Here is a 24,717-nt window from a genome sequence, read left to right on the forward strand (position 1 = left end):
GTTCATGATGTCTCCCTCTACACCGACGCGGTCTGGATCAGGCGATGAAGAAGACGACCAGGCCGATCAGGGCGAGCACCTCGACGAGGACGAAGGTCGTCCACGCGATGCCCATGAGCTTGCTCTGGGCCTCCGGCTGACGGGCGGTGCCGTTGATGACCGCGGCCCAGATCAGGCCGACGCCGATGCCCGGGCCGATCGCGCCGAGGCCGTAGCCGATGGCCGCGAGGCCGGAGTTGGTGACGCCTTCGGCGGCCTGGGCGAGAACAACTGCGCTGCTCACTTGATGTTTCCCTTTCCAACTCGGTCCGCGGGCACCCGCGGATCGGGGGGTTCGTGGGTCCGAGGTGGTCCTCAGACGGCCTTGCTCAGTGGTCCGACGCCAGTGCCATGCCGATGTAGCCGGCGGACAGCAGCGCGAAGATGTATGCCTGGAGCACCTGGATGAACGCCTCCAGGAACGTCATCGCGATGGCGAAGGCCCAGGAGATGATGGAGACCGGCTTCAGCGGCACCGAGGCGTGCAGAAGCAGGAACTCCCCGCCGAGGGTGAACACCAGCAGGATGAGGTGACCCGCGAACATGGCGCCGAAGACTCGGATCGCCAGGGTGATCGGGTTCATGAAGAACTTCTGGAAGAACTCGATCGGGGTCAGCAGCAGGTAGACCGCCTTGGGCGCGCCCGGCGGGAACAGCTGGTTCTTCAGGTAGCCCTTGAAGCCGTGCCGCCGGAAGCCGACGAAGTGGTACACCGGGTAGACCACGAGCACCGACAGCGCCAGCGGGAACGCGATGTGCGACATCGTCGGGAACTGGATCACCGGGATGATGCCGAAGATGTTGTTCACCATGATGAAGGTGAACAGCGTGAGAATCAGCGGCACAAAGGGCTTGAAATCTTTGGAACCGATCTGCTCCCGAGCGATGTTGTTGCGCCCGAAGTCGTAGACCGACTCAGCGGCGAACTGGAACTTGCTGGGAACGATCGACATCTTGCGGGTGGCCAACAGGAAGAAGCTCGCGATGATGATGACGCTGAGCACCACCAACACCATCGGCTTCGTGACCTCGCCGAAGATGGGAGGGAGGAAAAAGTCCCGGACACCGGGCGGGTGGAACTCCTCGCCCTGCGCCAACACCAGCCTGCCCAACTGTGGGCTCCTTCCGGTTCTCCCGGCCGGCGTCAGCTCCGCCGGGGGAATCGTCACGATCAGGACGTAAGTTACCTGACGAGTTCAGCCTGTCTTCAGGCGGCTGCCAGTGCTTCCGGAGACCCGACGGGCACACCCGGAGCCACGGCCGCGCCGCCGCTCTCAGCGGCACCCTATCAGGGGTCAATCGAAGGTGGGACGGGCGTACTGCTTACCCGTCAGACCGGGTCTCACCTGCGGGAATGATGGTCGGCAGCTTGGTGCGCCGGAACGCGAACGCCTCGGCGCCCGCCGCGACGACGACCACGGCGATCATCGTGATGCCGAGCGATTCCGGGTGCAGGGCGTCGACGCCCTTGAGCGCGGCCATGATGAGCAGCAGCGCCAGCAGCTTCAGCACGAAGCCCCCGAGCGAGGCGGCCATCGCCATGTGCGGGCCCGCGTTCGCGGATTTGCGCATCAGGAACAGGGTCAGCAGCGAGGACGCGATCGCCAGCGCGGCGCCGACACCGGCGCCGAACGCGCCCGCTCCCCCGTTGATCAGGCCGAAGACCAGCACGCCGAGCGCGCCGACGGCCAGCGAAGGCCAGATGGCGTAGCGGAACATCGCGCCCGCCAGTGTGAGCAACGCCTCTGTGTGGGGATTCCGATCGCTGTTCTCGCTCATCGTCGTCGAAGTGTAATTCACTTCGGTCCGCGCACCGACGGCAGGAACGACACCGCCGCGGCGATGACCACCGCGCCGAGCACGCCGAGCACAACGCTGAGCGCGTCGAACATCGTGAGGGCGACCGCGCCGAAGGCGATGACGCCCACCCACAGGTAGATGAGCAGCACCGCGCGGCGCTGGGAGTGTCCGAAAGCGATCAGCCGGTGGTGCAGGTGCATCTTGTCCGGGGCGAACGGGCTCTCCCCGCGCCGGGTGCGGCGCACGATCGCCATCAGCAGGTCGAGGATGGGGACGAAGAGGACGGCGGCGACGATGAGCAGCGGGCTCAGCACGGCGACGGTCTCGGTGGCGCCCCACAGCGACGGGTTCGCCCGGCCGGAGGCCGAGGTGCTGGCCGCGGCGAGCATGAGGCCGATCAGCATGGAGCCGGTGTCACCCATGAAGATCCGCGCCGGTTGGAAGTTGTGCGGCAGGAAGCCCAGGCACGCGCCCGCCAGCGTCGCGGCGATCAGGGCGGGCGGGTAGTTGTTGACATCGCCGCCGGACTCCCCGAGCAGGTGCAGGGTGAACACCAGCGTCGCCGCCGCGGCGATCATGCCGATGCCCGCGGCGAGGCCGTCCAGGCCGTCCACGAAGTTCATGGCGTTGACCAGGGTGACGGCGAGCAGGATCGTCAGCATCCCGCCCTGGTTCTGGTCCAGCACCAGCACCGAGCCCTCGCCGCCCGCACCGCCGCCCCACGGCACCCAGAACACGTACCAGGAGATGCCGAACAGCACGAGGATGCCCGCGCTGGTGGTCTGGCCGGCCAGCTTGGTCAGCGAGTCCAGTTCGAAGCGGTCGTCCAGCATGCCGAGCAGGACGATCAGGCCGCCGCCGACGAGCACCGCGACCGGGTCCAGGCTGAACACGAAGGAGCGCCGCAGCAGCGGCAGCGCCTCGGCCAGCAGCATGCCGCCGCAGATGCCCAGGTACATGGCCAGCCCGCCCATGCGCGGGATCGGCACGACGTGCACGTCCCGCGAGCGCGGGTAGGCGACGGCCCCGATCCGGATGGCGAAGACCCGGACCACGCCGGTGGACAGGAAGGTGATCACGGCGCTGATCAGGGCGACCAGCAGGTACTCCCGCACGGGGAGTCCGGCCGCGGCGTATCCGCTCGGCGGCATGTCAGCGAGTCCCGGTGCTCATCGCCCGACGCGGATCGGGCCGCCCAGCGCCTCGGCGATCGCCGCCGAGGAGACCGCGCCCTCGCGCAGCAGGACCGGCTCGTCGCCGGTCAGGTCCACGATCGAGGACGGCACCGGGTCGCCGCACGGCCCGGCCTCCAGGTAGACGGTGACCGAGTCGCCGAGCTGCTCGCGCGCGCCCGCGGCGTCGACGGGGGTCGGGTTGCCGGTGCGGTTGGCGCTGGAGACGGCCATCGGGCCGACCTCGCGCAGCAGCTCCAGGGCCACCGGGTGCAGCGGCATCCGCAGCATCACGGTGCCGCCGGTGCGCCCGAGGTCCCAGGCCAGCGACGGCGCGTGCGGCAGCACGATGGACAGATCGCCCGGCCAGAACGCCTCGACCAGCGCGCGGGCCTGCGGCGGGACGGTCATCACCAGGCCGTCCAGGGTCGCCCAGGACCCGACGAGCACGCCGACGGGCATGTCCGGGCCACGGCCCTTGGCGGCCAGCAGGGCCACCACGGACTCGGCGTTGAAGGCGTCGCAGCCGATGCCGTACACGGTGTCGGTGGGCAGGACGACGAGCTGCCCGGCGCGGGTGGCGCCCGCGGCGGCGGCGAGGCCGTCGGCACGCTGGTCGGCGACGGCGCAGTCGAACACCATGCTCACGGTGCCACCTTGATTGCTGTGGGGATCGTGGCCGGGGGGATCGCGGCTGGGGGAATCGCGGCTGGGGACGCCGCGTGACGGGTGCCGAGCACCCGGGTGCCGAGCATCACTGCCTCACTCACGCCGAGACCCTATCCCCGGCGCGTTCTGGCCCGTTGGTCGGCCAGCACCCGCCAGTTCTGCCTGCGGAAGCGCAGCACGATCAGTGCCAGCAGCGCGCCGCCCGCCAGCACGCCGACGGCCACCAGCCCGACGTTGCCCGCCAGTCCGCCCATCGCGACCAGCAGGAACCCGAGCGAGGCGGCCAGCACGGCCAGGCTGACCGCGATGCCCTCGGGCTCCCAGCGCCAGCGCCGGGCCGAGGCCACCTCGGCCATCAGCCGCTGGGCGCCGCGGCGCAGCTCGGCGTCGGCCACGTTCAGGTCGATGATGCGCCTGGCCGCCCGCTCGCACACCGCCACCTGCTCGGCGCTGGTGAACACCAGCACGTCCTCACCGGTGCGGGTGCGGGCCTGGTCGGCGACCGAGCACCAGGTGCTGGCCAGGTAGTAGCGCAGGACGGGGTCGGCGGTCCCGGCGAAGCGCTCCTCCAGCTCCCCCGCCGCGGTCTTCGCCTCGCCCCCGACGACCAGCGCCTGCGACCGCCCGAGCACCGCCAGCGGGTCCTGCGGCGCCACCCTGGCGGCGCGCTGGTAGCGGCGCAGGGCCGCCTTCCAGCGCCCGCGCGCCAGCAGCACGTCGCCGAGGCCGACCTCGTCGTGCGCGTGCACGCGCAGCTCGGCGGCGCGCTGGAACTCGCGCTCGGCCTCGCCGACGTCGCCCGCGAGCAGCGCGGCGCGCGCGTGGGCGGCGTGGCCGCCCGCGTCGTCGAGACCGGGTTCGGCGGCCAGCCGCCACTTCTCCGTCACGTCCTGCCAAGTCCGCAGCATTGGATCACCCGGACACGCACGCTACTCTCAGTAGGCCGCCGCATGCATGCAAGGGGAGTCCGACGAGCAACCGATCGCCGCGAACAGGGTTCCAGCTCAGCTCAGGCAGGCTGGCGTCCGTTCTCGTCACGGCCTACGTGGCCGTGAGCACGGTGCTGGGTGCGACCCTGCTGTCCGCCCCTCCCGCGCCGGAAGCGGGCACGGCCCCGCCGACGACCTACATCTACACCCCGGGCACGCCACCTCCTTCCGGCGCACGCTCCACCCCGGACGCGCCGACGGAACGGCCCAGCATCACCCCGCCGAGCCCTTCGATGGTGGCGATGCCGATCCCCGAGGGTTACCAACGGGTAGCGGGTCCGGGCGGTCTGGTCACGACGGTGCCGAAGGGCTGGAAGATCACCCGCTCCACCGGTCCCGGCGCGGTGCAGGCGACCGATCCGGACGATTCGCAGCGGTTCGTGCGCTACGGCGGGGCCGAGCACCCGCCGGTCTCGCTGAACCAGTCCCATGTGGACTACGCGAAGACCTTCGCCGCGACGAAGCCGGGGTACGAGTCGATCCGGCTCGACGCCGTGACCTACCGGGGTCTGGCTGCGGTGGAGTGGGAGTTCGCCCACGACACCGACGACGGGCGGCGGCGGGCGAAGTCGCTGTACTGGCGCATCGACGGGATCGAGTACTTCATCTACGCGGCCTCCGCCGAGCAGCGCTGGCCGGAGACCGAGGCCATCTACAAGACGATGGTGGCCAACACCACTCCCTAGGGCGACGGAAGTCGCGCTGGCACCCACCCCCAGGCAGGGCACCAACGCGGCTTCTCGTCCACCCGTTGGGGCCATACCATACGGTATGGCACGGGCAGCGTAACACGCTCGGCCGTGCGCGCCATACCTCAAGGTATGTTGTCGTCATGGCGAGCAAGCAGGACTGGCTGACCGAGGGCATGGCAGTTCTCGTCCAGCGCGGGGAACACGCCCTCACCATCGAGGAGCTGTGCACCGGCCTCGGCCTGACCAAGGGCTCGTTCTACCACCACTTCAAGGGCATGAGCGCCTACAAGGCCGCCCTGCTCGCCCAGTTCGAGGCGGAGTGGACCACCCGCTTCATCGACCTGGCCGAGAACTACACCGACCTCAGCGCCCGCGAGAAGCTCGTGCGCCTGCTGGACGTTGTCGAGGCCACCGGCAGCCCGGAGCCCGAGGTGACCATCCGGGTCTGGGCCCAGCGCGACCCCCAGGCCAGGACCGCCCTCGACCAGGTCGACGCCGCCCGCACCGCCTACGCCCGCACCCTGCTGATGGAAGCCGGGCTCACCCCCGACGACGCCGACCGCCGCGCGCGGACCCTGAGCCTGCTGGTCATCGGCGCCGACTTCGCCGTGCCCCGCCCCTCGCCCGCCGAACTGCGGGCGCTCCTGCAGCACGTCATCGACGAGGAACCCGCGTGCGCGGGGTAGTGCTCAGCGCTTGCGCAGGGCCGTGGCGAAGCGCGGCCGGCCCGCCAGGTCCGGGTGGGCCGTCACCTCGGTGAACACCGTGCGAGCCGTCAGCAGCGCGGGGACGGCCGCGCCGTGGGTGTCGTCGTGCTCGATGGCCACCGCTCCCCCGGCGGTCAGCAGCCGCGCGGTCAGGGAGACCACCGAGCGGATGACGCCCAGCCCGTCGACGCCGGAGAACACCGCTTGGTGCGGGTCGTGGTCACGCACCTCGGGGGGCACATCGGTGTACTCGGGCACGTAGGGCGGGTTGCACAGCACCAGATCCACCCGGCCGTCCAGTTCGGACAGGACGGTCGCGGCGGTGACGTCGGCGGCCAGCAGCCGGATCGGGGTGTCGCCCGCGCGGGCCCGGGTGTCGGCATTGCGGCGGGCCCAGGACAGGGCGACCGGGTCGCGCTCGACAGCGTGGACGGTGGCGTCCGGGCGGGCGTTGGCGTAGGCGAGGGCGAGGGCCCCCGAGCCGGTGCAGAGGTCGACCACCAGCGGCGACCTGGTGTCCGCCGTCGCCGTCAGGCCCCATTCGAGCAGCAGCTCCGTCTCCGGACGCGGGATGAACACGCCAGGGCCCACCGCCAGGTCGACGGCGCCCATCACGGCCGTGCCGGTCAGGTGCTGCAGCGGCTCGCGCTTGGCGCGGCGGGCGACGAGCCTGCCGATGGCGTCGACGACCTCGCGGTCGACCAGCGGCACCATCGGCAGCTTCCCGCGCTCGACGCCCAAGACGTGGGCGGCCAGCAGCTCGGCGTCGACCCTGGCCGAGTCGATGCCCGCGGCGCTGAGGATGCGTTCGGCGTCGATGACGGCGAGGCGCAGGGGCTGGCGGTTCATGGCGATCAGCTTCGCACGGCGGCCACGGTGATCACGACATTGCCGACCTTGTGTCCGGTGTCGACATACCGGCGGGCGGCGGCGGTCTCCACGATCGGGTAAACGCGGTCGATGACGACCGCAGGCGAAGGGGAAGCGCTGTCGGTCAGGCCGTCTGCTCGGCGGCCAGGCGCTCGGCGCGGTCGGCGGAGATCAGCGCGTCGAGGACCCCGTCGAGTTCGCCCTCCAGGACGGCGTCGAGGTTGTGGGCCTTGTAGCCGACGCGGTGGTCGGAGATGCGGTTCTCCGGGAAGTTGTAGGTGCGGACCCGCTCGGAGCGATCCACGGTCCGGATCTGGCTGCGGCGGGCGTCGCTGGCGCGCGCGGCGGCCTCCTCCTCGGCCAGGGCGAGCAGGCGGGCGCGCAGGACCTGCATGGCGCGGGCCTTGTTCTGCAGCTGCGAGCGCTCGTTCTGGCAGGAGACGACGATGCCGGTCGGCAGGTGCGTGATGCGCACGGCCGAGTCGGTGGTGTTGACGCTCTGCCCGCCCTTGCCCGAGGAGCGGTAGACGTCGACGCGCAGCTCCTTGTCCGGGATCTCGCCCAGCTCGGCGGCCTCCTCGGCCTCCGGGTAGACCAGCACGCCCGCCGCGGAGGTGTGGATGCGGCCCTGCGACTCGGTGACGGGGACGCGCTGCACGCGGTGCACGCCGCCCTCCCACTTCAGCCGCGCCCACACGCCGTCGGGATCGGAGCCGGTGCTCTTGATGACCACGGTGGCGTCCTTGATGCCGCCGAGGTCGGAGTCGGTGGAGTCCAGGACCTCGGACTTCCAGCCGTGGCGCTCGGCGTAGCGCAGGTACATGCGCAGCAGGTCGCCCGCGAACAGCGCGGACTCCGCGCCGCCCTCGCCGGACTTGACCTCCAGCACCACGTCGGCGCCGTCGTGCGGGTCGCGCGGCAGCAGCAGCTCGGTGAGCTTGGCCTCCAGCCGGGGGATGCGCGCGGTCAGCTCGTCGGCCTCGGCGGCGAACGCCTCGTCCTCCTTGGCCAGTTCGCGGGCGGCCTCCAGGTCGGAGCGGGCGGTGTCCAGCTCGCGCATCGTGCGGATGACGGGGGTCAGCTCGGCGTAGCGGCGGCCCAGCTTGCGGACCCGGTCCTGGTCGGCGTGGATTCCGGGGTCGGCGAGGGCGGCTTCCAGTTCCTCGTACTCCCGCACCCGCTCAGCGAGCTGTGACGCGTCCACCGCTTACCTCCCCGTCCGACCTGGCCAGAACACGGCGACGGCGTCCGCCCCCGGGGGGGGGGGGGGGGGAAGGTGGGGGGCGGGGGGATGTCGAGGGTGATGGGGGAGTCGGTCAGGTCTACGGGGGTGCTGTGGTGGGTGGTGGTTAGTGGGGGGCCGCTCAGGAGGTGGTAGGTGGCTTGGGTGGGGGTGATGTCGATGCGGAGGCAGCTGGTGCGCCAGCGCATGCGGAAGGTGATCTTCGAGAGGGCCGGGGGGAGGCGGGGGGCGAAGGTGAGGGTGCCGCCGTGGTCTCGCATGCCGCCTAGGCCTGCGACGACGGCTGTCCAGGCGCCTGCGAGGGAGGCCATGTGGATGCCGTGTCCGACGTTGTCGTGCAGGTCGCGCAGGTCGGTCATGGCGGCTTCGACCAGGTAGTCGTAGGCCAGGTCCAGGTGGCCGCACTCGGCGGCGATGACTGACTGGGTGCCTGCCGACAGGGACGAGTCGCGGACGGTGCGGGCGTCGTAGTAGGCGAAGTCGGCGGCCTTCTGCTCCAGGGTGAAGAGGTCGCCGCGCAGGTGCAGGGCCAGGACGAGGTCGGCCTGCTTGACGACCTGTTTGCGGTAGAGGTCGAAGTACGGGTAGTTCAGCAGGAGGGGGTACTTGTCCTCGGGGGTGCCCTCGAAGTCCCATTCCGCGTGGGAGGTGAAGTTCTCGGACTGGGGGTGGACGCCGAGGAGGTCGTCGTAGGGGACGCACATGCGGTCGGCGGCGGTGCGCCAGGCGGTGATCTCCTCGGGGTCGACCTCCAGGCGGTCGGCGGTCTTGGGGTTGCGTTCGCAGGCGGCGATGGCCTCGGTGAGGTTCTTCTGGGCCATGACGTTGGTGTAGACGTTGTTGTCCACGATCGCGGTGTACTCGTCGGGGCCGGTGACGCCGTCGATGCGGAAGCCGTCGTGGGGGTCGTAGTGGCCCAGTGACATCCACAGGCGGGCGGTCTGGACGAGGATCTCGGTGCCTTCTCGGGCGTCGAAGTCGGTGTCGCCGGTGGCGGCGGTGTAGCGGGCGACGGCGTCGGCGATGTCGGCGGAGACGTGGAAGGCGGCGGTGCCCGCGGGCCAGTAGGCGGAGCACTCCGCGCCGTTGATGGAGCGCCAGGGGAAGGCGGCGCCCTTCTTGCCGAGGACGCGGGCGCGCTCGCGGGCGCGGTCGAGGGTGTTGTAGCGCCAGCGCAGCGCGTCGCGGGCGGCGTCGGGGATGGTGTAGGTGAGGACGGGCAGGACGAAGGTCTCGGTGTCCCAGAAGGAGTGGCCGTCGTAGCCGGGGCCGGTGAGGCCCTTGCCGGGGATGGCGCGGTTCTCGCCGCGGACGCCCGCCTGCACGATGTGGAAGAGGGCGAAGCGCAGGGCCTGCTGGAGTTCGGGGTCGCCGTCGACCTCGACGTCGGCGACGGCCCAGAAGTCGTCGAGGAACTCGCGCTGTTCGCGGACGAGGCCGTCCCAGCCGGTCTGCAGGGCGCCCGCGAGCGCGGCTTCCACCTGGGCGCGCAGGGCGGGGGCGGAGCGCTGGGCCGACCAGCCGTAGCCGAGGTACTTGGTGATGGTGAGGGACTGGCCGGGCTCGACGTCGACGGCGGCGGTGAGGCGGGCGAGGTCGTCCTCGACGGTGAGTTCGCGGCGGAGGTTGTCCGGGGCGTCGATCTCGTGGTCCATGCCGGCGGCCATGCGCAGGCCGGACTTGCGGGTGGAGTGGACGAGGACCGCGCGGGTGCCGTCGCCGCGCTGGAACTCCGCGACCAGGGGGTCCTGGAGGGCGGCGGCGATGCGGGGGTCGTCGGTCTCGGTGACGATGGGCTCGTTGGCGAGCAGGTCGGACTGGGCGACGAGCTGCAGGGGCCGGTCGACGGGCTCGACGTGGAAGCGGATGGCGGCCACGGCGCGCTGGGTGAAGGAGACGAGGCGTTCGGTGCGCAGGCGGACGCGGGCGCCGGTGGGGGACTCCCACTCGGTTTCGCGGGTGAGCAGGCCGGTGCGGAAGTCGAGGGTGCGGTGGTGGTTGGTGGCCTTGCCGTAGCGCATGTCGACGGGCTCGTCGTCCACGAGCAGTCGGATGATCTTGCCGTCGGTGACGTTGACGACCGTCTGGCCCGCTTCGGGGTAGCCGTAGCCCGCTTCGGCGTAGGGGAGGTCGTGCTCCTCGTAGAAGCCGTTGAGGTAGGTGCCGGGCAGGCCGGTGGGCTCACCCTCGTCCAGGCTGCCGCGCAGGCCGATGTGGCCGTTGCCGAGGGCGAAGAGGGATTCGGTGCGGTGCAGGTCGTCGATGGAGAGGCCGCGCCAGGACAGGGCCCAGGGGGCGCAGTGGAAGCCGGCGGTCATGAGGTGGCCAGCAGGTCGGCGAGGTCGGCGACGACGGTGTCGGCGCCGTGGGCGCGCAGGGCGTCGGCCTGGCCGCTGCGGTCGACGCCGACGACGTGGCCGAAGCCGCCCGCCTTGGCGGCGGCGACGCCGGAGAGGGCGTCCTCGAAGACCGCGGTGTGCTCGGGGGCGACGCCGAGGGCCTTGGCCCCGGCGAGGAAGGAGTCGGGGGCGGGTTTGCCCGCGAGGCCGTCGCGGGCGATGGTGAGGCCGTCGACGCGGACCTGGACGTACTGGTCCAGGTGGGCGGCCCGCAGGACGGCGGCGCCGTTGGCGCTGGAGGTGACGACGCCGATGGCCAGGCCCGCGTCGTGGGCGGCCTTGAGGTAGGCGACGGAGCCCGCGTAGGGCTCGACGCCCTGCTCGGCGATCGTGGTGAGGAGGAGGTCGTTCTTGCGGTTGCCGACGCCGTGGACGGTGGGGGCCTCCGGCGGGTCGTCGGGAGTGCCCTCGGGGAGGCTGATGCCGCGGGAGGCGAGGAACGCGCGGACACCGTCGGCGCGGGGGCGGCCGTCGACGGTGTCGAGGTAGTCCTCGTGGGTGAAGGGGCCTCGATCGCCGTCGGCGCGGGTGGCGAGGAAGGCGTCGAAGGTCTCGCGCCACGCGGACTCGTGCTGCACGGCGGTGCTGGTGAGCACGCCGTCGAGGTCGAACAGGCAGGCGGTGACGGCGTCGGGGAGTCCGATCATGTGCTGGAAACTACCTTCGGTGGGTCGCGGCGGCAGGGCGTGAGCGATGACACTCTGCGTGAGGAACTTCGGGGGCGGACGGCACGTTGAGTGAGGTGTCGCCGCCTGAGATCAGGGTCGGCGGGTGTTTCCCGGGTGGGCCACCCCCCTCAGCCCGCCCGGACGCGCACTCGTCGGCGCGCCGGTGACGCGGACCGCCGACCGGATGGCAATCCCCCCAGCCCGTCCGGTCGGCGGTCGTCTTCTGTCACTGGTTCGGGTGGTCTTCGCGGAGTGATTCGGCGACGGAGCCGCCCGCTTCGTCGGCGGTCTGGCCGCGCGCGGCGGCCGCGTCCGGCGGCAGGCCGGTGCGGTCGGCGGGCGGGACCTCCTCGGTGGCGCCCTCGTAGCGGTCGATGTCGGAGGGAACTTCCGCGACGGGGCGCTCGGCGTCCGGCACGGGGACGACGTCGGGTTCTTCCTGGGCGAGGCGGCTGTCGAGGGGCTCGCCCTCGCGGGCTTCGCTGGGGGTGGTGCCGTGGCGGGTGGCCTCGGCCCAGCGCTCGGTGGGGTCGGCGCCCTCCTCCAGCGGGTCGAGGCCGATGGTCTCCTCGTCCAGGCTCTCGGCCTGACTGCGGTCGGTGCTCATACGGTGGCGGTACCCGTTTCGCGCCGGGACGAATCGGGTACCCCACCAGTGATCATCGTGTTGCATGCTTCTGGAGGGGAGCGGCTCGTGAACGACAGCGCCTATGTGGCATTCCTTCTGCTCGGAGTGGTGCTCGTCGCGGCCGACGCGGTGATCATCTACCGCAGCGGGTTGCGCTACCTCGCCGACTCCTATGCCGACACCGCCTCGTCCAAGTCGATGGCGCGCCTGGTGACGACGCTGTTCACCTTGGCGGTGCTGGGAGTGCTGGCGCTGATCTCCACGATCGACGTCGGTGGGGACACTGCGGTGCAGGCTGTGGTGGTGCGGCTGGGGATCGTGCTGATCATCCTGGCGATCGCGCACGGGGTGGCGATCAAGGTGCTCACCCGGTTGCGGGACAGGTTGGACGCGGAGAACAAGACGAAGGCGCACTACGGCGATCCGGATCGCACGGCGACGCAGCCGAAGGCAACTCCTCGGGTGCGCGACGTCCGTCCATAGCGGATTCGTGACGGCGTCACAGCCGGGCTGGTGACGCGCTACCGCGGTGGCGGTGCGCGCGGCACTGGCCCGGCTGTCGCCGTGGTCGCACACTGGAACTCGCCCATCCCGCGGCGAGGGGAGTGCGACATGACTGCGATGGCTGGCGGTTCGGCCGTGCGGCGGCTCAAGACCGACGACCGGGCGGCGGACGTGATCACGGTGGCGCTGGCGGCGCTGCCCGCGCGGGGTCGCCGGATCGCGATGCGGCGCTTGGCGCTGGCGCTGGCCAACCAGCAGCGCACGGGGGACACGACGGTGGTGCGGCACTTCCTGGAGAGCTTGTCGCTGACGGCGCGCATGGTGCGCACGCCGGGATACGCCGAGGCGAACGCCTCTCGGCCACACTGCGAAGCGGACCTCGATGTCGGGGACGTGATCGCGAGGCTGGAGGCGCACGACCGTGACCCGGGAACGTAACCGGCTGCGACTGTCGCTGGGCATGGCCCGCTTGGAGCAGTGGGCTGCCGCGGCGAACCAGACGGAGAAGAACGCCCTCTACAAGATGCTGTTCGCCGTGGCGGACGGCACGGTCTTCCGCACGTACAAGGTGCTCGACGACGTGCAGGAGGTCGGCGAGTTCTTCGTGCTGGTCCGCGAGGACCTGGTGGTGAAAGTGAACTTCCCGAGACCGGGGACCTTCGGTGTGCTCTACATCGGGGCTCCCGCGGACGGGTCGTTCCGAGGCAGCGACGCCGCCTGAGGCGTTCGGCTGGCGGGGGTTGGGCTGATCGGCCCAACCGTCGATTGTGCCGTTGAGCAAGCCGCCGGCGCTGTGCAAGCCTGGCGACGGTGCTCGTTATGCCTGTATCGGGCGTTCTCTAGGGGAGGTACCTGTGTCGTCTTTGGAGGTCCCGGGGCTGGATGTGTCCGGTCGGGTCCGGGCGCGTGACATCCAGATGGCCGCTGTGGCCGATGTGCGCCGCAGGGTGCTGATGATCTCGGGTGCGGTGGACGTGACCGGGCACGACGTGTCGATGTCGATCAACCTGCCGGAGCCGGGCCGGTGGCAGGTGATCAAGTCCGAGACGAACCTGACCGACCAGACGTGGCTGGCGATGCAGGTGAGCACCGACGACGACACGCACTTCGTCGACAGCCAGGAGACGCTGATCCTGTCGCGGCAGTTCACCAGGACGTTCCTGACGCCGGACCTGAGCAGGCTGACCTTCTTCGACGGTGAGGTGCGTCCCGGTGAGGCGGTGCTGATGGCCTTCGACATCGAGGCCAGCAGCCGCAAGCCCGCCTACGCCCATGCCCGCTACGTCGCCGGTGACGGCGAGACCCCTGAGCAGACGGCGGCGAACCTGGAGCGGGTGGTGGCCGACGGGATCGCGCAGCGGCCGATGGTGGAGTTGATCGTCCCGGTCACGGTGATCGGCTAGCGGTTCTGGCCGGGCGGCGGGGGTGCTCCCCGCCGCCGTCGCTTCCGTCGGCAGGGGTGAACGTGCCTTCAGTCTTCATGCCAGAGCCGCACCTGCTGGACTCGCCGAGGTCGCGGCCGTGGCCGGGCCGGGTGCCGCTGCCCGCTCACCGGGTGGACGCGCTGCCGCCGCGGGTGTCGGTGGCGGTGGTGGGGGCCGGGCCCGCGGGGCTGGCGGTCGCTTCGGCGCTGTGGCACGTCGGAGTCGACGACGTCGCCGTGCTGGACGCCGCGGACCGCTCGTGCGGGCGGTTCTTCGACCGGGTGGACCTGCTCAAGCAGCGGGTGCTGCGCTCCCCGTACGAGCACCACCCCGGGGTGGAGGGCTACCGCGACTGCGAGTTGCTGGACTTCGCGCGCCTGCACTGGGGGCTGCTGACCGAGGTGGAGCGGCGCGAGGTGCGCATGGCGCAGGCCGGGCACCGGTCGGTGGTGCCGCTGGACGTGTTCGAGGCGTTCTGCGGGCACGTGGCCGACGCGCACGACGTGGCGGGGCGCTCGTGGCGGGCGCGGGTCGAGGAGCTGGTGCCGGGCGACGACGGTGTGCTGGTGCGCACGGACGTCGGTGAGGTGTCGGCTCGGTATGTGGTGCTGTGCCAGGGCGAGGAGCGGCGCGCGGCGCCCGCGGGCTGGTACGGCGGCCACTGGGACGAGCCGGTGCCCGCGGACGGGTCGCTGGTGGTGGTGGGGGCGGGGTTGAGCGCGGCGCATCTGCTGGCCGAGGCGGTCGCCGAGGGGCGCGAGACGCACTGGGTGCTGCGCTCGGCCGAGGAGCGCTACCAGTGCGCCGATGTCAACGCCTCGTTCTTCCGGCCGGAGGGCCGGGCGCGGTTCACCGACACGTCGTGGGAGTCGCGGCTGGAGCTGATGGGCAGGCACCGCCGGGCGTCGGTGATGTTCGAGTTCCGGCCGCTGCTGCGGGCCGCGGAGGCCGAGGGCAGGCTGGTGGTGCACCGGGGGGCGCTGGTGGAGTCGGTCGACCACGGGAAGGTGCGGTTGGCTGGCGGGTCGGTGGTGACCGGCGACCAGGTGGTGCTGGCGCTGGGGACCACGCCGTCGATCGGGGCCGGGCTGCTGCCGGAGGCGGTGGTGGGCGCGGTGGACGGCTGGCCGGACCTGGACCCCAGGACGCTGTCGTACGCGCGGGCGCCGAGGGTGTTCGCGGTGGGGGCGGCGGCGTGCATGGCGCTGGGGCCCGCGGCGCGCAACATCGATGGGCACCGGGTGGCCGCGGCGCGGGTGGTCGGCGCGGTGGCGGCCGGGCTGGGCGCGCCCGCGCTGGCGGGTGCCCGGTGAGCGGGCCGGAGGTGCGCTCGGCCGAGCGGGTGGACCTGCGCTTCGAGATGCCCGCGGTGGACGATCCGCCGGAGACCGAGGTGGGGGTCATCCTGCTGGGGCTGGACGCCGACCGGCTGCTGGCGGGGCTGGGCATGGCGGCGCTGGCCGAGGACGCCGGGCGGATCGCGGTGGCGGTGGACCGGGTTCGGCACGGCAGGCCGGGGCCGGACACCGCGGCGCTGGTGGCCGCTGGTGCGCAGTTCTGGCTGCGGATGCGCCCGGCGTTGCAGCGGGCCTGCCCGTCGCCGAGCCGGTCGGCGTCGGTGCGGCAGGCGTGGAACCGGGCGTTCGGGGCGCTGGGGCACGAGGCGCTGGGCCCGGTGGGCACGGCGGCCAGGGTGTACCTGACGGCGTGCTGGATGCGCAGGTCCGAGGTCGACGCTCTCGTGTGATCAGTCCCCGCTTGGAGAGGATGTCCGCTGTGCCCCATTTCCCGTCCTTGCCCGATGACGCGCGCTTGGTGGACGTGTTCCAGCGCTACCCGGAGTCGTCGTTCCCGCTGCTGGCCTACCACGAGACCGTGATGCGGGGTCCGTCGCCGTTCACGCTGGGCGAGCGGGAACTGATCGCGGCGTACGTGTCGGGGGTGAACGCGTGCGCGTACTGCCACGGCGTGCACACCGAGGTGGCGCAGGCGTTCGGCGTGGCGGAGGGGCTGCTGGCGGCGGCGCTGGCGGACCTGGACTCCTCGCCGGTGGACGACAAGCTCAAGCCGGTGCTGGCCTATGTGGGGAAGCTGACCAGGACCCCGGCGCTGGTGCGCGCGGCCGACGCGGCGGCGGTGTTCGACGCGGGCTGGGACGAGAAGGCGCTGCACGACGCGGTGATGGTGTGCGCGCTGTTCAACTTCATGAACCGGATGGTGGAGGGGCACGGCATCACCGCGGACGCGGAGTACTTCGCGCTCTCGGGCAAGCGCCTGCACGACGTGGGCTATGACGGCCTGGCGAAGCTGCTGTCCGACTAGAACGGGTTCGCGGGGGTCGGGGGGCGCTGACATAGTGGGGGGATGAGTCGCTGTCTGGTGCTCGGAGCCCGAGGCTACATCGGCGCGCTGCTGGCCCCCGCGCTGGCGGCGGCGGGGCACTCGGTGCGCACGATGTCGCGGTCGCTGCCGCCGGGGCCCGATGCCATCCGCGGCGACGTGCGCGATCCGGCCGCCCTGGCGGCGGCGATGTCCGATGTGGACGTGGTCTTCCACCTGGTGCACTCGATGGATGTCGAGGACTACGCGGCGGTGGACGCGGCGATAGCGCGGGCGGTGGCCGCGGCGGCGGCCGAGGCCGGGGTGCGGCAGATCGTGTACCTGGGTGGACCCGCGCCCGCCGACCGCCCCCTGTCGGCGCACCTGGCCTCGCGCACGGAGGTCGGGGACATCCTCCTGGCCGGGGAGGTGCCCGCGCTGGTGCTGCGGGCGGCGATGGTGGTGGGGGCCGGGTCGGCCAGTTTCGAGCTGTTGGCGCGGGCGGCGCTGGTGGCGCCGGTGGTGCTGCGCCCGGCGTGGATGTCACACCGCAGCAGGCCGATCGCGGTGCGGGACGTGCTGTTCCACCTGGTGCGGGCGGCGGCGACGGAGCCGGTGGCGGGCGCGGTGGACATCGCGGGCCCGGACACGGTGACCTACTTGGAGTTGGTGCAGCGCTGCGCCAGGATCGCGGGTCTGCCGTGGCGGGTGCCGGTGCCGGTGGCGGCGGTGCCCGCGGCGGCGGCCGCGGCGCTCTCGCCGCTGCCCGCGCCGCTGGTGACGGCGCTGATGGAGTCGCTCAAGCACGACCTGGTTCCGGAGTCGGTGCTGGCCCCGCCGCCGGGCGGCGGGACGCCGCTGGACCGGGCGCTGCGCGAGGCGCTGGGGGTGGCCGAGCCGCCCGCGATGCCGTCGCCGCGGGAGCCGGGCGTGCTCAGCACCGTCAACCGGGAGCCGGTGGCGGCCGACCAGGCGGCGCTGTGGCGCACGATCGCCGACATCGGCGGTGAGCGCGGCTGGTACGGCATTCCCGGGGTGTTCACCGCGCGCGGCGCGCTGGACCACCTGGCAGGCGGGGTGGGCCTGCACCGGGGCAGGCCCGCGACGCTGTCGGCGGGGGACGCGTTGGATTCCTGGACGGTGGTCTCGGTCGAGGACCGGTCGCTGACGCTGGTCACGGACATGCGGATGCCGGGAACGGCGTGGTTGCGGCTCTCGGCGCTGCCGGGGCGGGTGCCGGGGGAGAGCGAGTTGGAGCAGACGGTGGTGTTCGTGCCGAGGGGTGTGCGCGGCAGCCTGTACTGGCATGTGCAGAAGCCCGCGCACGACATCGTCTTCGGGGTGATGGCGCGCGGTATCGCCCGAGCGGCGCGATCACTGGTCCACTGACCGGCGGTCATCCGATCTCTTCGGCCCAACTCTCGGTTACTGGTCACCGGGGCGCGGCGGCGCGGCGGTTCTACCGGCTGTGAGCGGACCCCAGCGTGGTGCGCAGCCAGGCCTCCACGCCCGCCACGTGCACCATCGCCCACGAGCGGGCCAGGTCCGGGCTGCGGGTCTCGATGGCCTCCAGGATCGCCGCGTGCTGCTCGCGGGTGCGCTCCACCGCGCCCTCTTGGGCCAGTCCGCGCCAGACGCGGGCCCGTGCGGTCGGGCCGGACAGGCCTTCCAGCAGCGAGCACAGCACCGGGTTGCCCGCGCCCGCCGCGATCTTGCGGTGGAACTCCAGGTCGTTGGCCACCAGCTCGGCCACGTCCGCGTCGGCGGGGAGGCCGTCGAGCACCGCGCGCAGCTCCGCGATCTCGGCGTCGGTCATCGCCGTGGCCGCCATGGCGGTAGCCTCGGGTTCGAGGATGCGGCGCACCTGCAGGAAGTGCGGCACCGAGGCGTCCTGGTGGAAGTCCACGACGAAGCTAAGCGCGTCGAGCAGCAGGCCGGGCTGAAGGCTGGTCACGTAGGTGCCGTCGCCCTGGCGGACGTCGAGCACCCGGATGAGCGAGAGTGCCTTGACCGCCTCGCGCAGCGAACTGCGCGACAGGCCCAGGCGCACGGCGAGGTCGGCTTCCCTGGGCAGCCGCGCGCCCGGTCCCAGCTCGCCGCTGACGATCATCGCCTTGATCTTCTCGATCGCTTCGTCGGTGACCGGCATCCAGCTCCTCTCGAGGACATCTGATGTCCGGGAGGATAGACGTGCTGCGCTACGGCTCACCCGGTCGCGAGGACCGGATCACTGAGGAGGGCCCGCCGATCGGCAACGGCCACCTCGGCGCGCTCGTGCATGTACTCCCTCGGTGACGACTCCACCTTCCAGATCGACGCCAACCTCGGCGCGGCGACGGCGGTGCTGGAGATGCTTGTGCGCTCCCGTTCCGGGCTCGGTGGGCTGCTGCCCGCGCTGCCCGCGCTGCCCGCCGCCTGGCCCAGCGGGTCCGCGCGCGGCCTCCGGGTGCGCGGCGGGTTCACCGCCGACCTGGACTCGTGCGCCGGGCACGTCACCGCGGCGACCCCGCACAGCACCGGCGGCACCACCGGCACAGTGCGCGCGGACGGGTGGGCACGGACGGTGACGATCACCCCGGGTGGGAGCGTGGCGGTGCTCTGATCGGGCGAATCAGGCGACAAACGGGCAATCCGCGCACGCTCGGAGAGGCAGTGTGTGCGCCAAGCTGTGATCTTCCTCAGCGGAACGGCGATAGCGTGGCGCGGGACCGGCCTGGTCCCCTTCGACGAGAAGGAGGCGCGGTGGCGGGGTTCGACGGGTTCGACGGCCGGGTCGCGGTGGTGACCGGCGGGGCGTCGGGGATCGGGCGGGAGCTGGTGCTGCGGCTCGCCGGGCTCGGCGCGCACGTCGCCGTCTGTGACATCGACGCCGAGCGCTTGGCCGCGGCGGTCGCCGCGGCCCGCACGGCCAACCCGAGCGTGCGCGTCAGCGCCCACCACCTAGACGTCTCCGACGGCGAGGCCGTCGCCCGCCTGGCCGCCGAGGTCGCCGACCTGCACGGCGAGGCCGTGCACCTGCTGTTCAACAACGCGGGCGTCGTCGGCGGCGGGTCCTTCGTCGCCGGTGACCAGGACGAGTGGGAGCACACCTTCTCGGTGGCCTGGCACGGCGTCTACCACTGCACCCGGGCGTTCCTGCCGATGCTGCTGGCAGCGGACAAGGGCGCGGTGGTCAACACCGCCTCCGTCAACGCCCTGTGGGCCAGTCTCGGCGCGGGCGCCCCGCACACCGCCTACTCGGCGGCCAAGTTCACCATCCGCGGCTTCACCGAAGCGCTGATCGAGGACTTCCGGGCCAACGCGCCGCACCTGTCGGCCGTCCTCGTCCTGCCGGGGCACGTGCGCACCGCCATGCCCGCCCCGCCGCGGTCCTGGCGCACGGCCCTCGGCGGCCTGTTCTCCGACTACGAGCCGGTCAGCGCCGCCGACGCCGCCGCCGCGGTGGTTGACGCCCTGCGCGCGGGCTACTGGCGGGTCGTCATCGGCCAGGACGCCGAAGCCGTCGACGAGCGTGTGCGCGCCGACCCCTGGACCGCCTACGAGTGACATGCGGGCAGGCCGCCGCGAGAACGCGGCGGCCTTGCCCGGACCGGCGGCCTAGCGCAGGCCCGCGAAGAAGGCCCGGATGTCGGCGGCCAGCTCCTGCGGCACCTCCAGGCTGGCGAAGTGCCCGCCGCGCGGGTGCCGCGTCCAGTGCACGATCGCGGAGTTGTCGCGCTCGGCGAACACGCGCACCGACTGGAAGTCGTCGGCGAAGACCGCGACACCGGTCGGAGAGGCGTTGACCGGGGTGTCCTGCGGGGCCGAGGCAGCGTTCTCGTAGTAGGAGCGCGACATGCCCGCCGCCGCGTTGGCGAACCAGGCCACGCTGACCTCCAGCAGCACCTTCTCCAGCGGCACCAGCGAGGTGCCGTTGCCGAAGGAGTGGAACAGCTCGCTGTAGGCGAGCAGCCCCACCGGCGAGTCGCTGAGCCCGGCGGCGACGGTCTGCGGGCGGCTGGCGTTCATCGTGTTGTAGCCGCCCACCTTCTGGAACCACTGCATGTGCTCCAGAGCGGCGTAGTCCTGCGGCTCCAGGCGCTCGAACTCCGCCGGGTCGCCGGAGGGGAAGGAGAACAGCTGCATCACGTGCAGGCCCAGGAAACCCTCGGGAGCCTGGACACCGAGTTCACGGGCGATCATCGCGCCCTGGTCGGAGCCGTGGGCGCCGTAGCTGTCGTAGCCCAGGCGGCGCATGAGGGCGTCGTAGGCGCGGGCGGTGCGGGCGGTGTCCCAGCCCGCCTCGGTGACCGGGGTGGAGAAGCCGAAGCCGGGGGCGTCCGGGATCACCAGGTGGAAGTCCTGCACCAAGCTGTCGATCATGTCCAGGTAGTCCACCGAGGAGCCCGGGTAGGTGTGCAGCAGCAGCAGCGGGGTCGCCTCGGGGTTCTGCGAGCGGACGTGGATGAAGTGGAACGGCTGGCCGTCGACGTCGGTGACGAAGTGCGGGACGGCGTTGATCCGCTGCTCGGCGGCCCGCCAGTCGAAGGCCCGCCACGCCTCGACCGCCTCGCGCAGGTAGTGGTTCGGGGTGCCGTGCTCCCAGGTGTCGCCGGGGGCGGGCTGCGGCAGCCGGGTGCGGGCCAGGCGGTCGGCCAGGTCGTCCAGCTCGGACTGGGCGATCTCGACGCGGAAGGGGCGGATCTCGGCGGTCATGTCCCGGTTCTCCTCGTCGTTGCCGATGGCGGTGGTGATGGCGGTGAAGGTGGTGTCCTGAGCGGCGGTCAGGGTGGCGGTCATGTCCCGGTTCGTCATGGCTTGAACGCTAAGGTCCGTATAGGAACGCTCAGTTCCTAATGGGGGAGGGACTTCACGATGGACACTCCGGCGCGCCTGCTGGCACTGCTGTCGCTGCTGCAGTCGCGTCCCAGCTGGAGCGGGACCGAGCTGGCCGAGCGCCTCGGCGTCACCACCCGCACCATCCGCGCCGACATCGACCGGCTGCGCAACCTGGACTACCCGGTCGAGGCCGACCGCGGCGCCACCGGCGGCTACCGGCTCGGCAGCGGCGGCAAGCTGCCGCCGCTGCTGCTCGACGACGCCGAAGCCGTCGCCGTGGCCATCGGTCTGCGCGCCGGGCGCGCCGTGGCCGGGCTGGAGGAGGTCAGCGACCGGGCACTGGCCAAGCTGGAACAGGTGCTGCCCGCGCGGCTGCGGCCGGCGGTGGAGGCGCTGGCCGCCGCCGTCGAGCACGCCCCGGAGAACACTGGCACCGACGCCCCCGACCCCGAGGTCGACCCCGACGTGCTGCGCGCGGTCGCCACCGCCATCCACCACACCGAGCAGTTCCGCTTCGACTACGCCGGTGAGGAGCTGCCCAGGCTGGTCGAGCCCTATCGGCTGCTGTCCTGGCAGCGCCGCTGGTACCTGGTCGCCCGCGACCCGGCCACCGGCGAGTGGGACGTGCACCGCGCCGACCGCGTCACCCCCCGCATGCGCACCCACCGCCGCTTCGCCCCCACCCCGCTGGCGGGCGGGGACTACACCGCGTTCCTGATGCGCCGGGCCGCCAGCAGCGGCTGGAACGTGCACGCCCGGCTGCGCGTGGACGCCCCCGCCGAGGACGTGCTGGCCAGGATCAACCCGGCCGTCGGCGTCGTGGAAGCCGTCGACGCGGGCACGTCGGTGCTGGTCACCGGCGCGGACTCGCTGGAGACCGTGGCCGCCTACATCGGCATGCTCGGCATGGACTTCACCGTCGAGTCGCCGCCGGAGCTGCGGCCACTGCTGCGCGTGCTGGCGCGGCGCTACGCCGACGCCTGAGCGTTCAGGCGATCGCGGCGATCGCGGTCAGCAGCCGCTGCTGGAAGGACTCCGGCAGCGGCACGTAGCCCGAGCCGGTCATGCCCGCCTGGCCCGCCGTCGCCGCGGTGGTCAGGAACGCCTTCACCGCTTGGGCGGTCTGCGGGTCGTAGCCCTTCGAGCAGACGATCTCGTAGGTGACCAGCACCAGCGGGTAGGCGCCCGGCGCGTCGGAGGCGTAGAGGGCCTCCAGGTCGATGACCAGGTCGTTGCCCTGGCCCTTGATCTCCGCGGCGCCGATCGCGGTGCGCGCGGACTCCGGGCTCAGCTCCACCGGCCCCGAGCCGCTGTCGATCAGCGCCATGCCCAGGCCCTTGTCCTGGGCGAAGGACCACTCGACGTAGCCGATCGCGCCCTGGCCCAGCGCCACGGCGTCGGCCACGCCGGGAGAGCCCTGCCCGCCCTGGCCGACCCCGCCGAGAAAGGTCTTGCCCGCGCCCCGGTCCCACACGCCCCCCGACGCGGCCCCCAGGTACTTCTGGAAGTTGTCGGTCGTACCGGACTCGTCGGCCCGGTAGACCACGGTGATCGGCAGCTCCGGCAGCGCCGCGCCCGCGTTGAGCGCGGCGATGGCCGGGTCGTTCCAGCGGGTGATGGCGCCGCTGAAGATCCGGGCCAGCAGCTCGCCGGAGAGCACCAGCTCACCGACTCCGTCGAGGCGGTAGACCACGGCCACCGGCCCGAACACCATCGGCAGGTTCCAGGCGGGCGCGCCGTCGCAGCGGTCCACCGCGTCGCGCGCCTCGCTGTCCTTGAGCGGGGAGTCGCTGCCGCCGAAGTCCACGATCCCGGAGATGAACTGCTTGACGCCCGCGCCCGAGCCGCTGGCGGTGTAGGACAGCTGCTGGCCGGGGCACTGCTGGGTGTAGGCGGCGACGAAGACGTCCATCGCGCCCTTCTGCGCCGTGGAGCCCTCCGCGCTCAGCGCCTGCGTGCCGCCGCAGTCCACCGGCACCGAGGCCGTCGGGATCGGCGCGACGTCAGCGCCGTCCAGCGTCCAGCGCACGGAATTGTCGTCGCTGCCGCAGCCGGAAAGGACCAGCGAGCCCGCGGTCACCAGGGCGAGCGCGGTGGCATACCGCTTGGTGGTCACGAACCAGTCCTCCCGCAGAACTCCAACCGTCAACCACGACGCCGTGAACCCTAGTTGAACAGCCGCCGCCTCCTCGCGGCCGGGAACGCGGCCGGGGGCGCGGGCGTCCCACCGGCATGCGAATCGGACGGGTGGCGGCGCGGGTCGCGCTGGTGGGGGTCGTGGCGGCGGGCGTGGCCGCGGTCGGACCCGGGGTGTCGGGGGCGTGCGCCTGCGGGGCGCTGGTGGCCAACGACAAACTCGCCGCCCAGCAGGAGACCGCGCTCATCGAGCTGTCCGGCCGCCGCGAGTCGATCACCCTGGCGGTGCAGGCCAGCGGGCAGGCCGACCAGGCGGCGTTCCTGATGCCGGTGCCCTCGCGCGCGGAGTTCGAGCTGGCGGACGGCGCCGTGTTCGCCGAGCTGGACCGGCTGACCAGGCCGAACGTCGAGGTCCGCGAGGTGGAGGTCGACGGCGACGGGACGGGCGGCGGCGCGCCGGGGGCGGGCAACGACGGTGCGACCGTGGTCGACCGCGTCGAAGTCGGCCCCTACGACGTGGCCCAGCTCGCCGGGACCTCCCCGACCGCGGTCGCCGAGTGGCTGGCGGACAACGGCTTCACCCTCCCCGCCGACTTGGGCGACGCGCTGGACCCCTACCTGCGCGAGGAGTGGCTGATCGTCGCTGTCAGGCTCGCGCCGACCTCCGGCTCCTTCGCCGACGGCGTCCCGCCGATGCGCCTGTCCTTCGACACCGACGTGCCCGTCTACCCGATGCGCCTGGCCGCCTCGGCCGACTTCGTCCAGCCCGTGCGGCTCTACGTGCTCGCCGACCACCGCGTCGACATCACCAACCCCACCCCGCAGGGCGACCCCGCCGACCTCACCTTCGCCGGGCCGGTCTCGGCCGACCCGGCCTACCCGGTGCTGGGCGAGGCACTGAGCGGGCCGCGCTTCCTGACCCGCTTCGACGGCGAATTCCAGCCGGAGAAGATCATGGAGGACATCCGCATCGACAAGGCCCCCACCAACGACCCCTACCGGGCCACCGTGGTGGTGACCAGGTACGTGCGGGCCGACTCGGTGACGCTGCCGCTCATCGCCGGTGCCGCGGCGGCGGTGCTGGTGGTCGCCGCGGGCGTCGTCGTGCTGCGCAGGCGCTCACGGCGGTGAGTCGGCGGGAACGGCTTCGTGGCCGGGTTCGCCCCGGCTGCGCCGCGCCCGCTTGAGCCCGGCTTCGTGCAGGTGGCGGTGGCCGCCGGTCAGCTCGCGGCCCTGGGCCTCGCACTCGGCGAAGAAGTCGTAGAAGGTCTCGTCGTAGTCCTCGACCACCTGGAACGTCCAGCGGCCCGGCAGCACGTTGCGGCCCAGCAGCTCGCGGCGCAGCCGCTCGGCGAACGCGGTGTGCCCGGCGGCGGCGAGCCCTTCGACGGCGTCCTCCAGCTCGAAGTCCGCCTTCCCGGTGAGCTGGTGAAAGGCGTACAGGTGCCCGCGGGCGACCTGCACCGTCTCCCACGCCTCGGTGAGCTTGCCGACGGCGGCCACCGTGGCCTCGTCGTAGTCGGGCCCGCCGTCGGCGAGACGTGGATCGACGGGTTCGGGGGTATGCACCATGGGCGGCGTATACCCCACGGACCGGCGGGTGACGCGCCGTGAGGGCTGTTTGCACCGGGAAGTGATCG

Annotated in this window: 29 protein-coding genes; 14 read left to right on the top strand and 15 right to left on the bottom strand. The window is 72.3% G+C overall.

Translation table 11 applies throughout. From position 1 onward, the window contains the following. Positions 1–37 precede the first annotated feature (37 nt). From ACFPM7_RS04600 to ACFPM7_RS04625, 6 genes are all read right to left on the bottom strand, one after another. The gene (locus ACFPM7_RS04600; RefSeq protein WP_378244150.1) at positions 38–283 is read right to left on the bottom strand and encodes an ATP synthase subunit c family protein; all 246 of its coding nucleotides are present in this window, start codon (positions 281–283) and stop codon (positions 38–40) included. A gap of 85 nt (positions 284–368) precedes the next feature. Continuing rightward, complete coding sequence (atpB, locus tag ACFPM7_RS04605) at positions 369–1,151, bottom strand: F0F1 ATP synthase subunit A (protein ID WP_378244152.1); 783 nt, start codon at positions 1,149–1,151, stop codon at positions 369–371. 211 nt (positions 1,152–1,362) lie between these two features. Continuing rightward, positions 1,363–1,818: a hypothetical protein gene (locus ACFPM7_RS04610; protein WP_378244154.1), complete on the bottom strand. Its 456-nt coding sequence runs from the start codon at positions 1,816–1,818 to the stop codon at positions 1,363–1,365. A gap of 17 nt (positions 1,819–1,835) precedes the next feature. Then, positions 1,836–2,990 (bottom strand): glycosyltransferase family 4 protein, encoded by a 1,155-nt coding sequence (locus tag ACFPM7_RS04615; RefSeq protein ID WP_378244155.1) that lies wholly within the window; start codon positions 2,988–2,990, stop codon positions 1,836–1,838. An 18-nt stretch (positions 2,991–3,008) separates the two neighbouring features. Further along, on the bottom strand, positions 3,009–3,659 hold the full coding sequence (locus tag ACFPM7_RS04620) for an L-threonylcarbamoyladenylate synthase (protein WP_378244158.1): 651 nt from the start codon (positions 3,657–3,659) through the stop codon (positions 3,009–3,011). Between the two features lie 131 nt (positions 3,660–3,790). Beyond that, a complete protein-coding gene (locus ACFPM7_RS04625) occupies positions 3,791–4,588 on the bottom strand; it encodes a hypothetical protein (RefSeq protein WP_378244160.1) in 798 nt (265 codons plus the stop codon). 143 nt (positions 4,589–4,731) lie between these two features. Here ACFPM7_RS04625 and ACFPM7_RS04630 point away from each other — a divergent pair, with 143 nt between their 5' ends. Further along, positions 4,732–5,355, top strand: coding sequence for a superantigen-like protein SSL4 (locus ACFPM7_RS04630; protein ID WP_378244162.1), 624 nt, complete (start codon positions 4,732–4,734; stop codon positions 5,353–5,355). A gap of 146 nt (positions 5,356–5,501) precedes the next feature. Next, positions 5,502–6,047, top strand: a complete 546-nt coding sequence (locus ACFPM7_RS04635) for a TetR/AcrR family transcriptional regulator (RefSeq protein ID WP_378244164.1) — start codon at positions 5,502–5,504, stop codon at positions 6,045–6,047. A gap of 3 nt (positions 6,048–6,050) precedes the next feature. Here ACFPM7_RS04635 and prmC read toward each other — a convergent pair whose 3' ends face one another. The 5 genes from prmC to ACFPM7_RS04660 form a co-directional block, all read right to left on the bottom strand. Continuing rightward, positions 6,051–6,917: a peptide chain release factor N(5)-glutamine methyltransferase gene (prmC, locus tag ACFPM7_RS04640; protein ID WP_378244166.1), complete on the bottom strand. Its 867-nt coding sequence runs from the start codon at positions 6,915–6,917 to the stop codon at positions 6,051–6,053. Between the two features lie 145 nt (positions 6,918–7,062). Further along, a complete protein-coding gene (prfA, locus tag ACFPM7_RS04645) occupies positions 7,063–8,115 on the bottom strand; it encodes a peptide chain release factor 1 (protein WP_378245005.1) in 1,053 nt (350 codons plus the stop codon). Further along, on the bottom strand, positions 8,016–10,499 hold the full coding sequence (locus ACFPM7_RS04650) for a glycoside hydrolase family 65 protein (protein WP_378244168.1): 2,484 nt from the start codon (positions 10,497–10,499) through the stop codon (positions 8,016–8,018). Before ACFPM7_RS04650 ends, prfA begins: the two co-directional genes overlap by 100 nt. Then, positions 10,496–11,227 (bottom strand): HAD family hydrolase, encoded by a 732-nt coding sequence (locus ACFPM7_RS04655; RefSeq protein WP_378244170.1) that lies wholly within the window; start codon positions 11,225–11,227, stop codon positions 10,496–10,498. Before ACFPM7_RS04655 ends, ACFPM7_RS04650 begins: the two co-directional genes overlap by 4 nt. Before the next feature lie 247 nt (positions 11,228–11,474). Next, positions 11,475–11,855, bottom strand: coding sequence for a hypothetical protein (locus ACFPM7_RS04660; RefSeq protein ID WP_378244172.1), 381 nt, complete (start codon positions 11,853–11,855; stop codon positions 11,475–11,477). A gap of 87 nt (positions 11,856–11,942) precedes the next feature. Here ACFPM7_RS04660 and ACFPM7_RS04665 point away from each other — a divergent pair, with 87 nt between their 5' ends. The 8 genes from ACFPM7_RS04665 to ACFPM7_RS04700 all read left to right on the top strand — a co-directional run bounded on the left by ACFPM7_RS04665 (position 11,943) and on the right by ACFPM7_RS04700 (position 17,512). Beyond that, positions 11,943–12,359 carry a hypothetical protein gene (locus tag ACFPM7_RS04665; RefSeq protein ID WP_378244174.1) on the top strand — a complete coding sequence of 139 codons (417 nt, stop codon included), beginning with the start codon at positions 11,943–11,945 and terminating at the stop codon, positions 12,357–12,359. Between the two features lie 129 nt (positions 12,360–12,488). After that, positions 12,489–12,818 (top strand): hypothetical protein, encoded by a 330-nt coding sequence (locus tag ACFPM7_RS04670; protein WP_378244176.1) that lies wholly within the window; start codon positions 12,489–12,491, stop codon positions 12,816–12,818. Further along, positions 12,802–13,101: a DUF6235 family protein gene (locus ACFPM7_RS04675; RefSeq protein WP_378244178.1), complete on the top strand. Its 300-nt coding sequence runs from the start codon at positions 12,802–12,804 to the stop codon at positions 13,099–13,101. Before ACFPM7_RS04670 ends, ACFPM7_RS04675 begins: the two co-directional genes overlap by 17 nt. 133 nt (positions 13,102–13,234) lie before the next feature. After that, the gene (locus ACFPM7_RS04680; protein WP_378244180.1) at positions 13,235–13,783 is read left to right on the top strand and encodes a DUF6423 family protein; all 549 of its coding nucleotides are present in this window, start codon (positions 13,235–13,237) and stop codon (positions 13,781–13,783) included. A 77-nt stretch (positions 13,784–13,860) separates the two neighbouring features. Beyond that, the gene (locus tag ACFPM7_RS04685) at positions 13,861–15,117 is read left to right on the top strand and encodes an NAD(P)-binding protein (RefSeq protein WP_378244182.1); all 1,257 of its coding nucleotides are present in this window, start codon (positions 13,861–13,863) and stop codon (positions 15,115–15,117) included. Continuing rightward, complete coding sequence (locus tag ACFPM7_RS04690; protein WP_378244184.1) at positions 15,114–15,551, top strand: DUF6187 family protein; 438 nt, start codon at positions 15,114–15,116, stop codon at positions 15,549–15,551. The genes ACFPM7_RS04685 and ACFPM7_RS04690 overlap by 4 nt, the downstream gene beginning before the upstream one ends. A gap of 20 nt (positions 15,552–15,571) precedes the next feature. Next, positions 15,572–16,126, top strand: a complete 555-nt coding sequence (locus ACFPM7_RS04695; protein WP_378244186.1) for a carboxymuconolactone decarboxylase family protein — start codon at positions 15,572–15,574, stop codon at positions 16,124–16,126. Between the two features lie 42 nt (positions 16,127–16,168). Further along, positions 16,169–17,512 (top strand): DUF2867 domain-containing protein, encoded by a 1,344-nt coding sequence (locus tag ACFPM7_RS04700; RefSeq protein WP_378244188.1) that lies wholly within the window; start codon positions 16,169–16,171, stop codon positions 17,510–17,512. 70 nt (positions 17,513–17,582) lie between these two features. Here ACFPM7_RS04700 and ACFPM7_RS04705 read toward each other — a convergent pair whose 3' ends face one another. Further along, on the bottom strand, positions 17,583–18,272 hold the full coding sequence (locus tag ACFPM7_RS04705; protein WP_378244190.1) for a FadR/GntR family transcriptional regulator: 690 nt from the start codon (positions 18,270–18,272) through the stop codon (positions 17,583–17,585). Between the two features lie 129 nt (positions 18,273–18,401). Between ACFPM7_RS04705 and ACFPM7_RS04710 the strand changes: the two genes are divergently transcribed. Both ACFPM7_RS04710 and ACFPM7_RS04715 read left to right on the top strand, forming a co-directional pair. Further along, positions 18,402–18,725 carry a glycoside hydrolase family 95-like protein gene (locus tag ACFPM7_RS04710; RefSeq protein ID WP_378244192.1) on the top strand — a complete coding sequence of 108 codons (324 nt, stop codon included), beginning with the start codon at positions 18,402–18,404 and terminating at the stop codon, positions 18,723–18,725. Positions 18,726–18,865: 140 nt separating this feature from the next. Then, on the top strand, positions 18,866–19,669 hold the full coding sequence (locus ACFPM7_RS04715; RefSeq protein ID WP_378244194.1) for an SDR family NAD(P)-dependent oxidoreductase: 804 nt from the start codon (positions 18,866–18,868) through the stop codon (positions 19,667–19,669). 51 nt (positions 19,670–19,720) lie between these two features. On the opposite strand, the gene ACFPM7_RS04720 is transcribed toward ACFPM7_RS04715, so the two are convergent. Beyond that, the gene (locus ACFPM7_RS04720) at positions 19,721–20,917 is read right to left on the bottom strand and encodes an epoxide hydrolase family protein (protein ID WP_378244196.1); all 1,197 of its coding nucleotides are present in this window, start codon (positions 20,915–20,917) and stop codon (positions 19,721–19,723) included. A gap of 60 nt (positions 20,918–20,977) precedes the next feature. On the opposite strand from ACFPM7_RS04720, the gene ACFPM7_RS04725 reads away from it, so the two are divergent. Beyond that, on the top strand, positions 20,978–21,925 hold the full coding sequence (locus ACFPM7_RS04725) for a helix-turn-helix transcriptional regulator (RefSeq protein ID WP_378244198.1): 948 nt from the start codon (positions 20,978–20,980) through the stop codon (positions 21,923–21,925). A gap of 4 nt (positions 21,926–21,929) precedes the next feature. Here the strand turns inward: ACFPM7_RS04725 and pstS are convergent, their stop codons facing one another. Continuing rightward, a complete protein-coding gene (gene pstS / locus ACFPM7_RS04730; protein WP_378244200.1) occupies positions 21,930–23,057 on the bottom strand; it encodes a phosphate ABC transporter substrate-binding protein PstS in 1,128 nt (375 codons plus the stop codon). 116 nt (positions 23,058–23,173) lie between these two features. Here pstS and ACFPM7_RS04735 point away from each other — a divergent pair, with 116 nt between their 5' ends. Continuing rightward, positions 23,174–24,208, top strand: a complete 1,035-nt coding sequence (locus tag ACFPM7_RS04735; protein WP_378244202.1) for a DUF2330 domain-containing protein — start codon at positions 23,174–23,176, stop codon at positions 24,206–24,208. Here the strand turns inward: ACFPM7_RS04735 and ACFPM7_RS04740 are convergent. Continuing rightward, positions 24,197–24,649: a hypothetical protein gene (locus ACFPM7_RS04740; protein WP_378244204.1), complete on the bottom strand. Its 453-nt coding sequence runs from the start codon at positions 24,647–24,649 to the stop codon at positions 24,197–24,199. The two genes, ACFPM7_RS04735 and ACFPM7_RS04740, sit on opposite strands and share 12 nt — an antisense overlap. Between the last annotated feature and the right edge of the window lie 68 nt (positions 24,650–24,717).

This window comes from Actinokineospora guangxiensis (assembly GCF_042657845.1).
Lineage (GTDB): Bacteria > Actinomycetota > Actinomycetes > Mycobacteriales > Pseudonocardiaceae > Actinokineospora > Actinokineospora guangxiensis.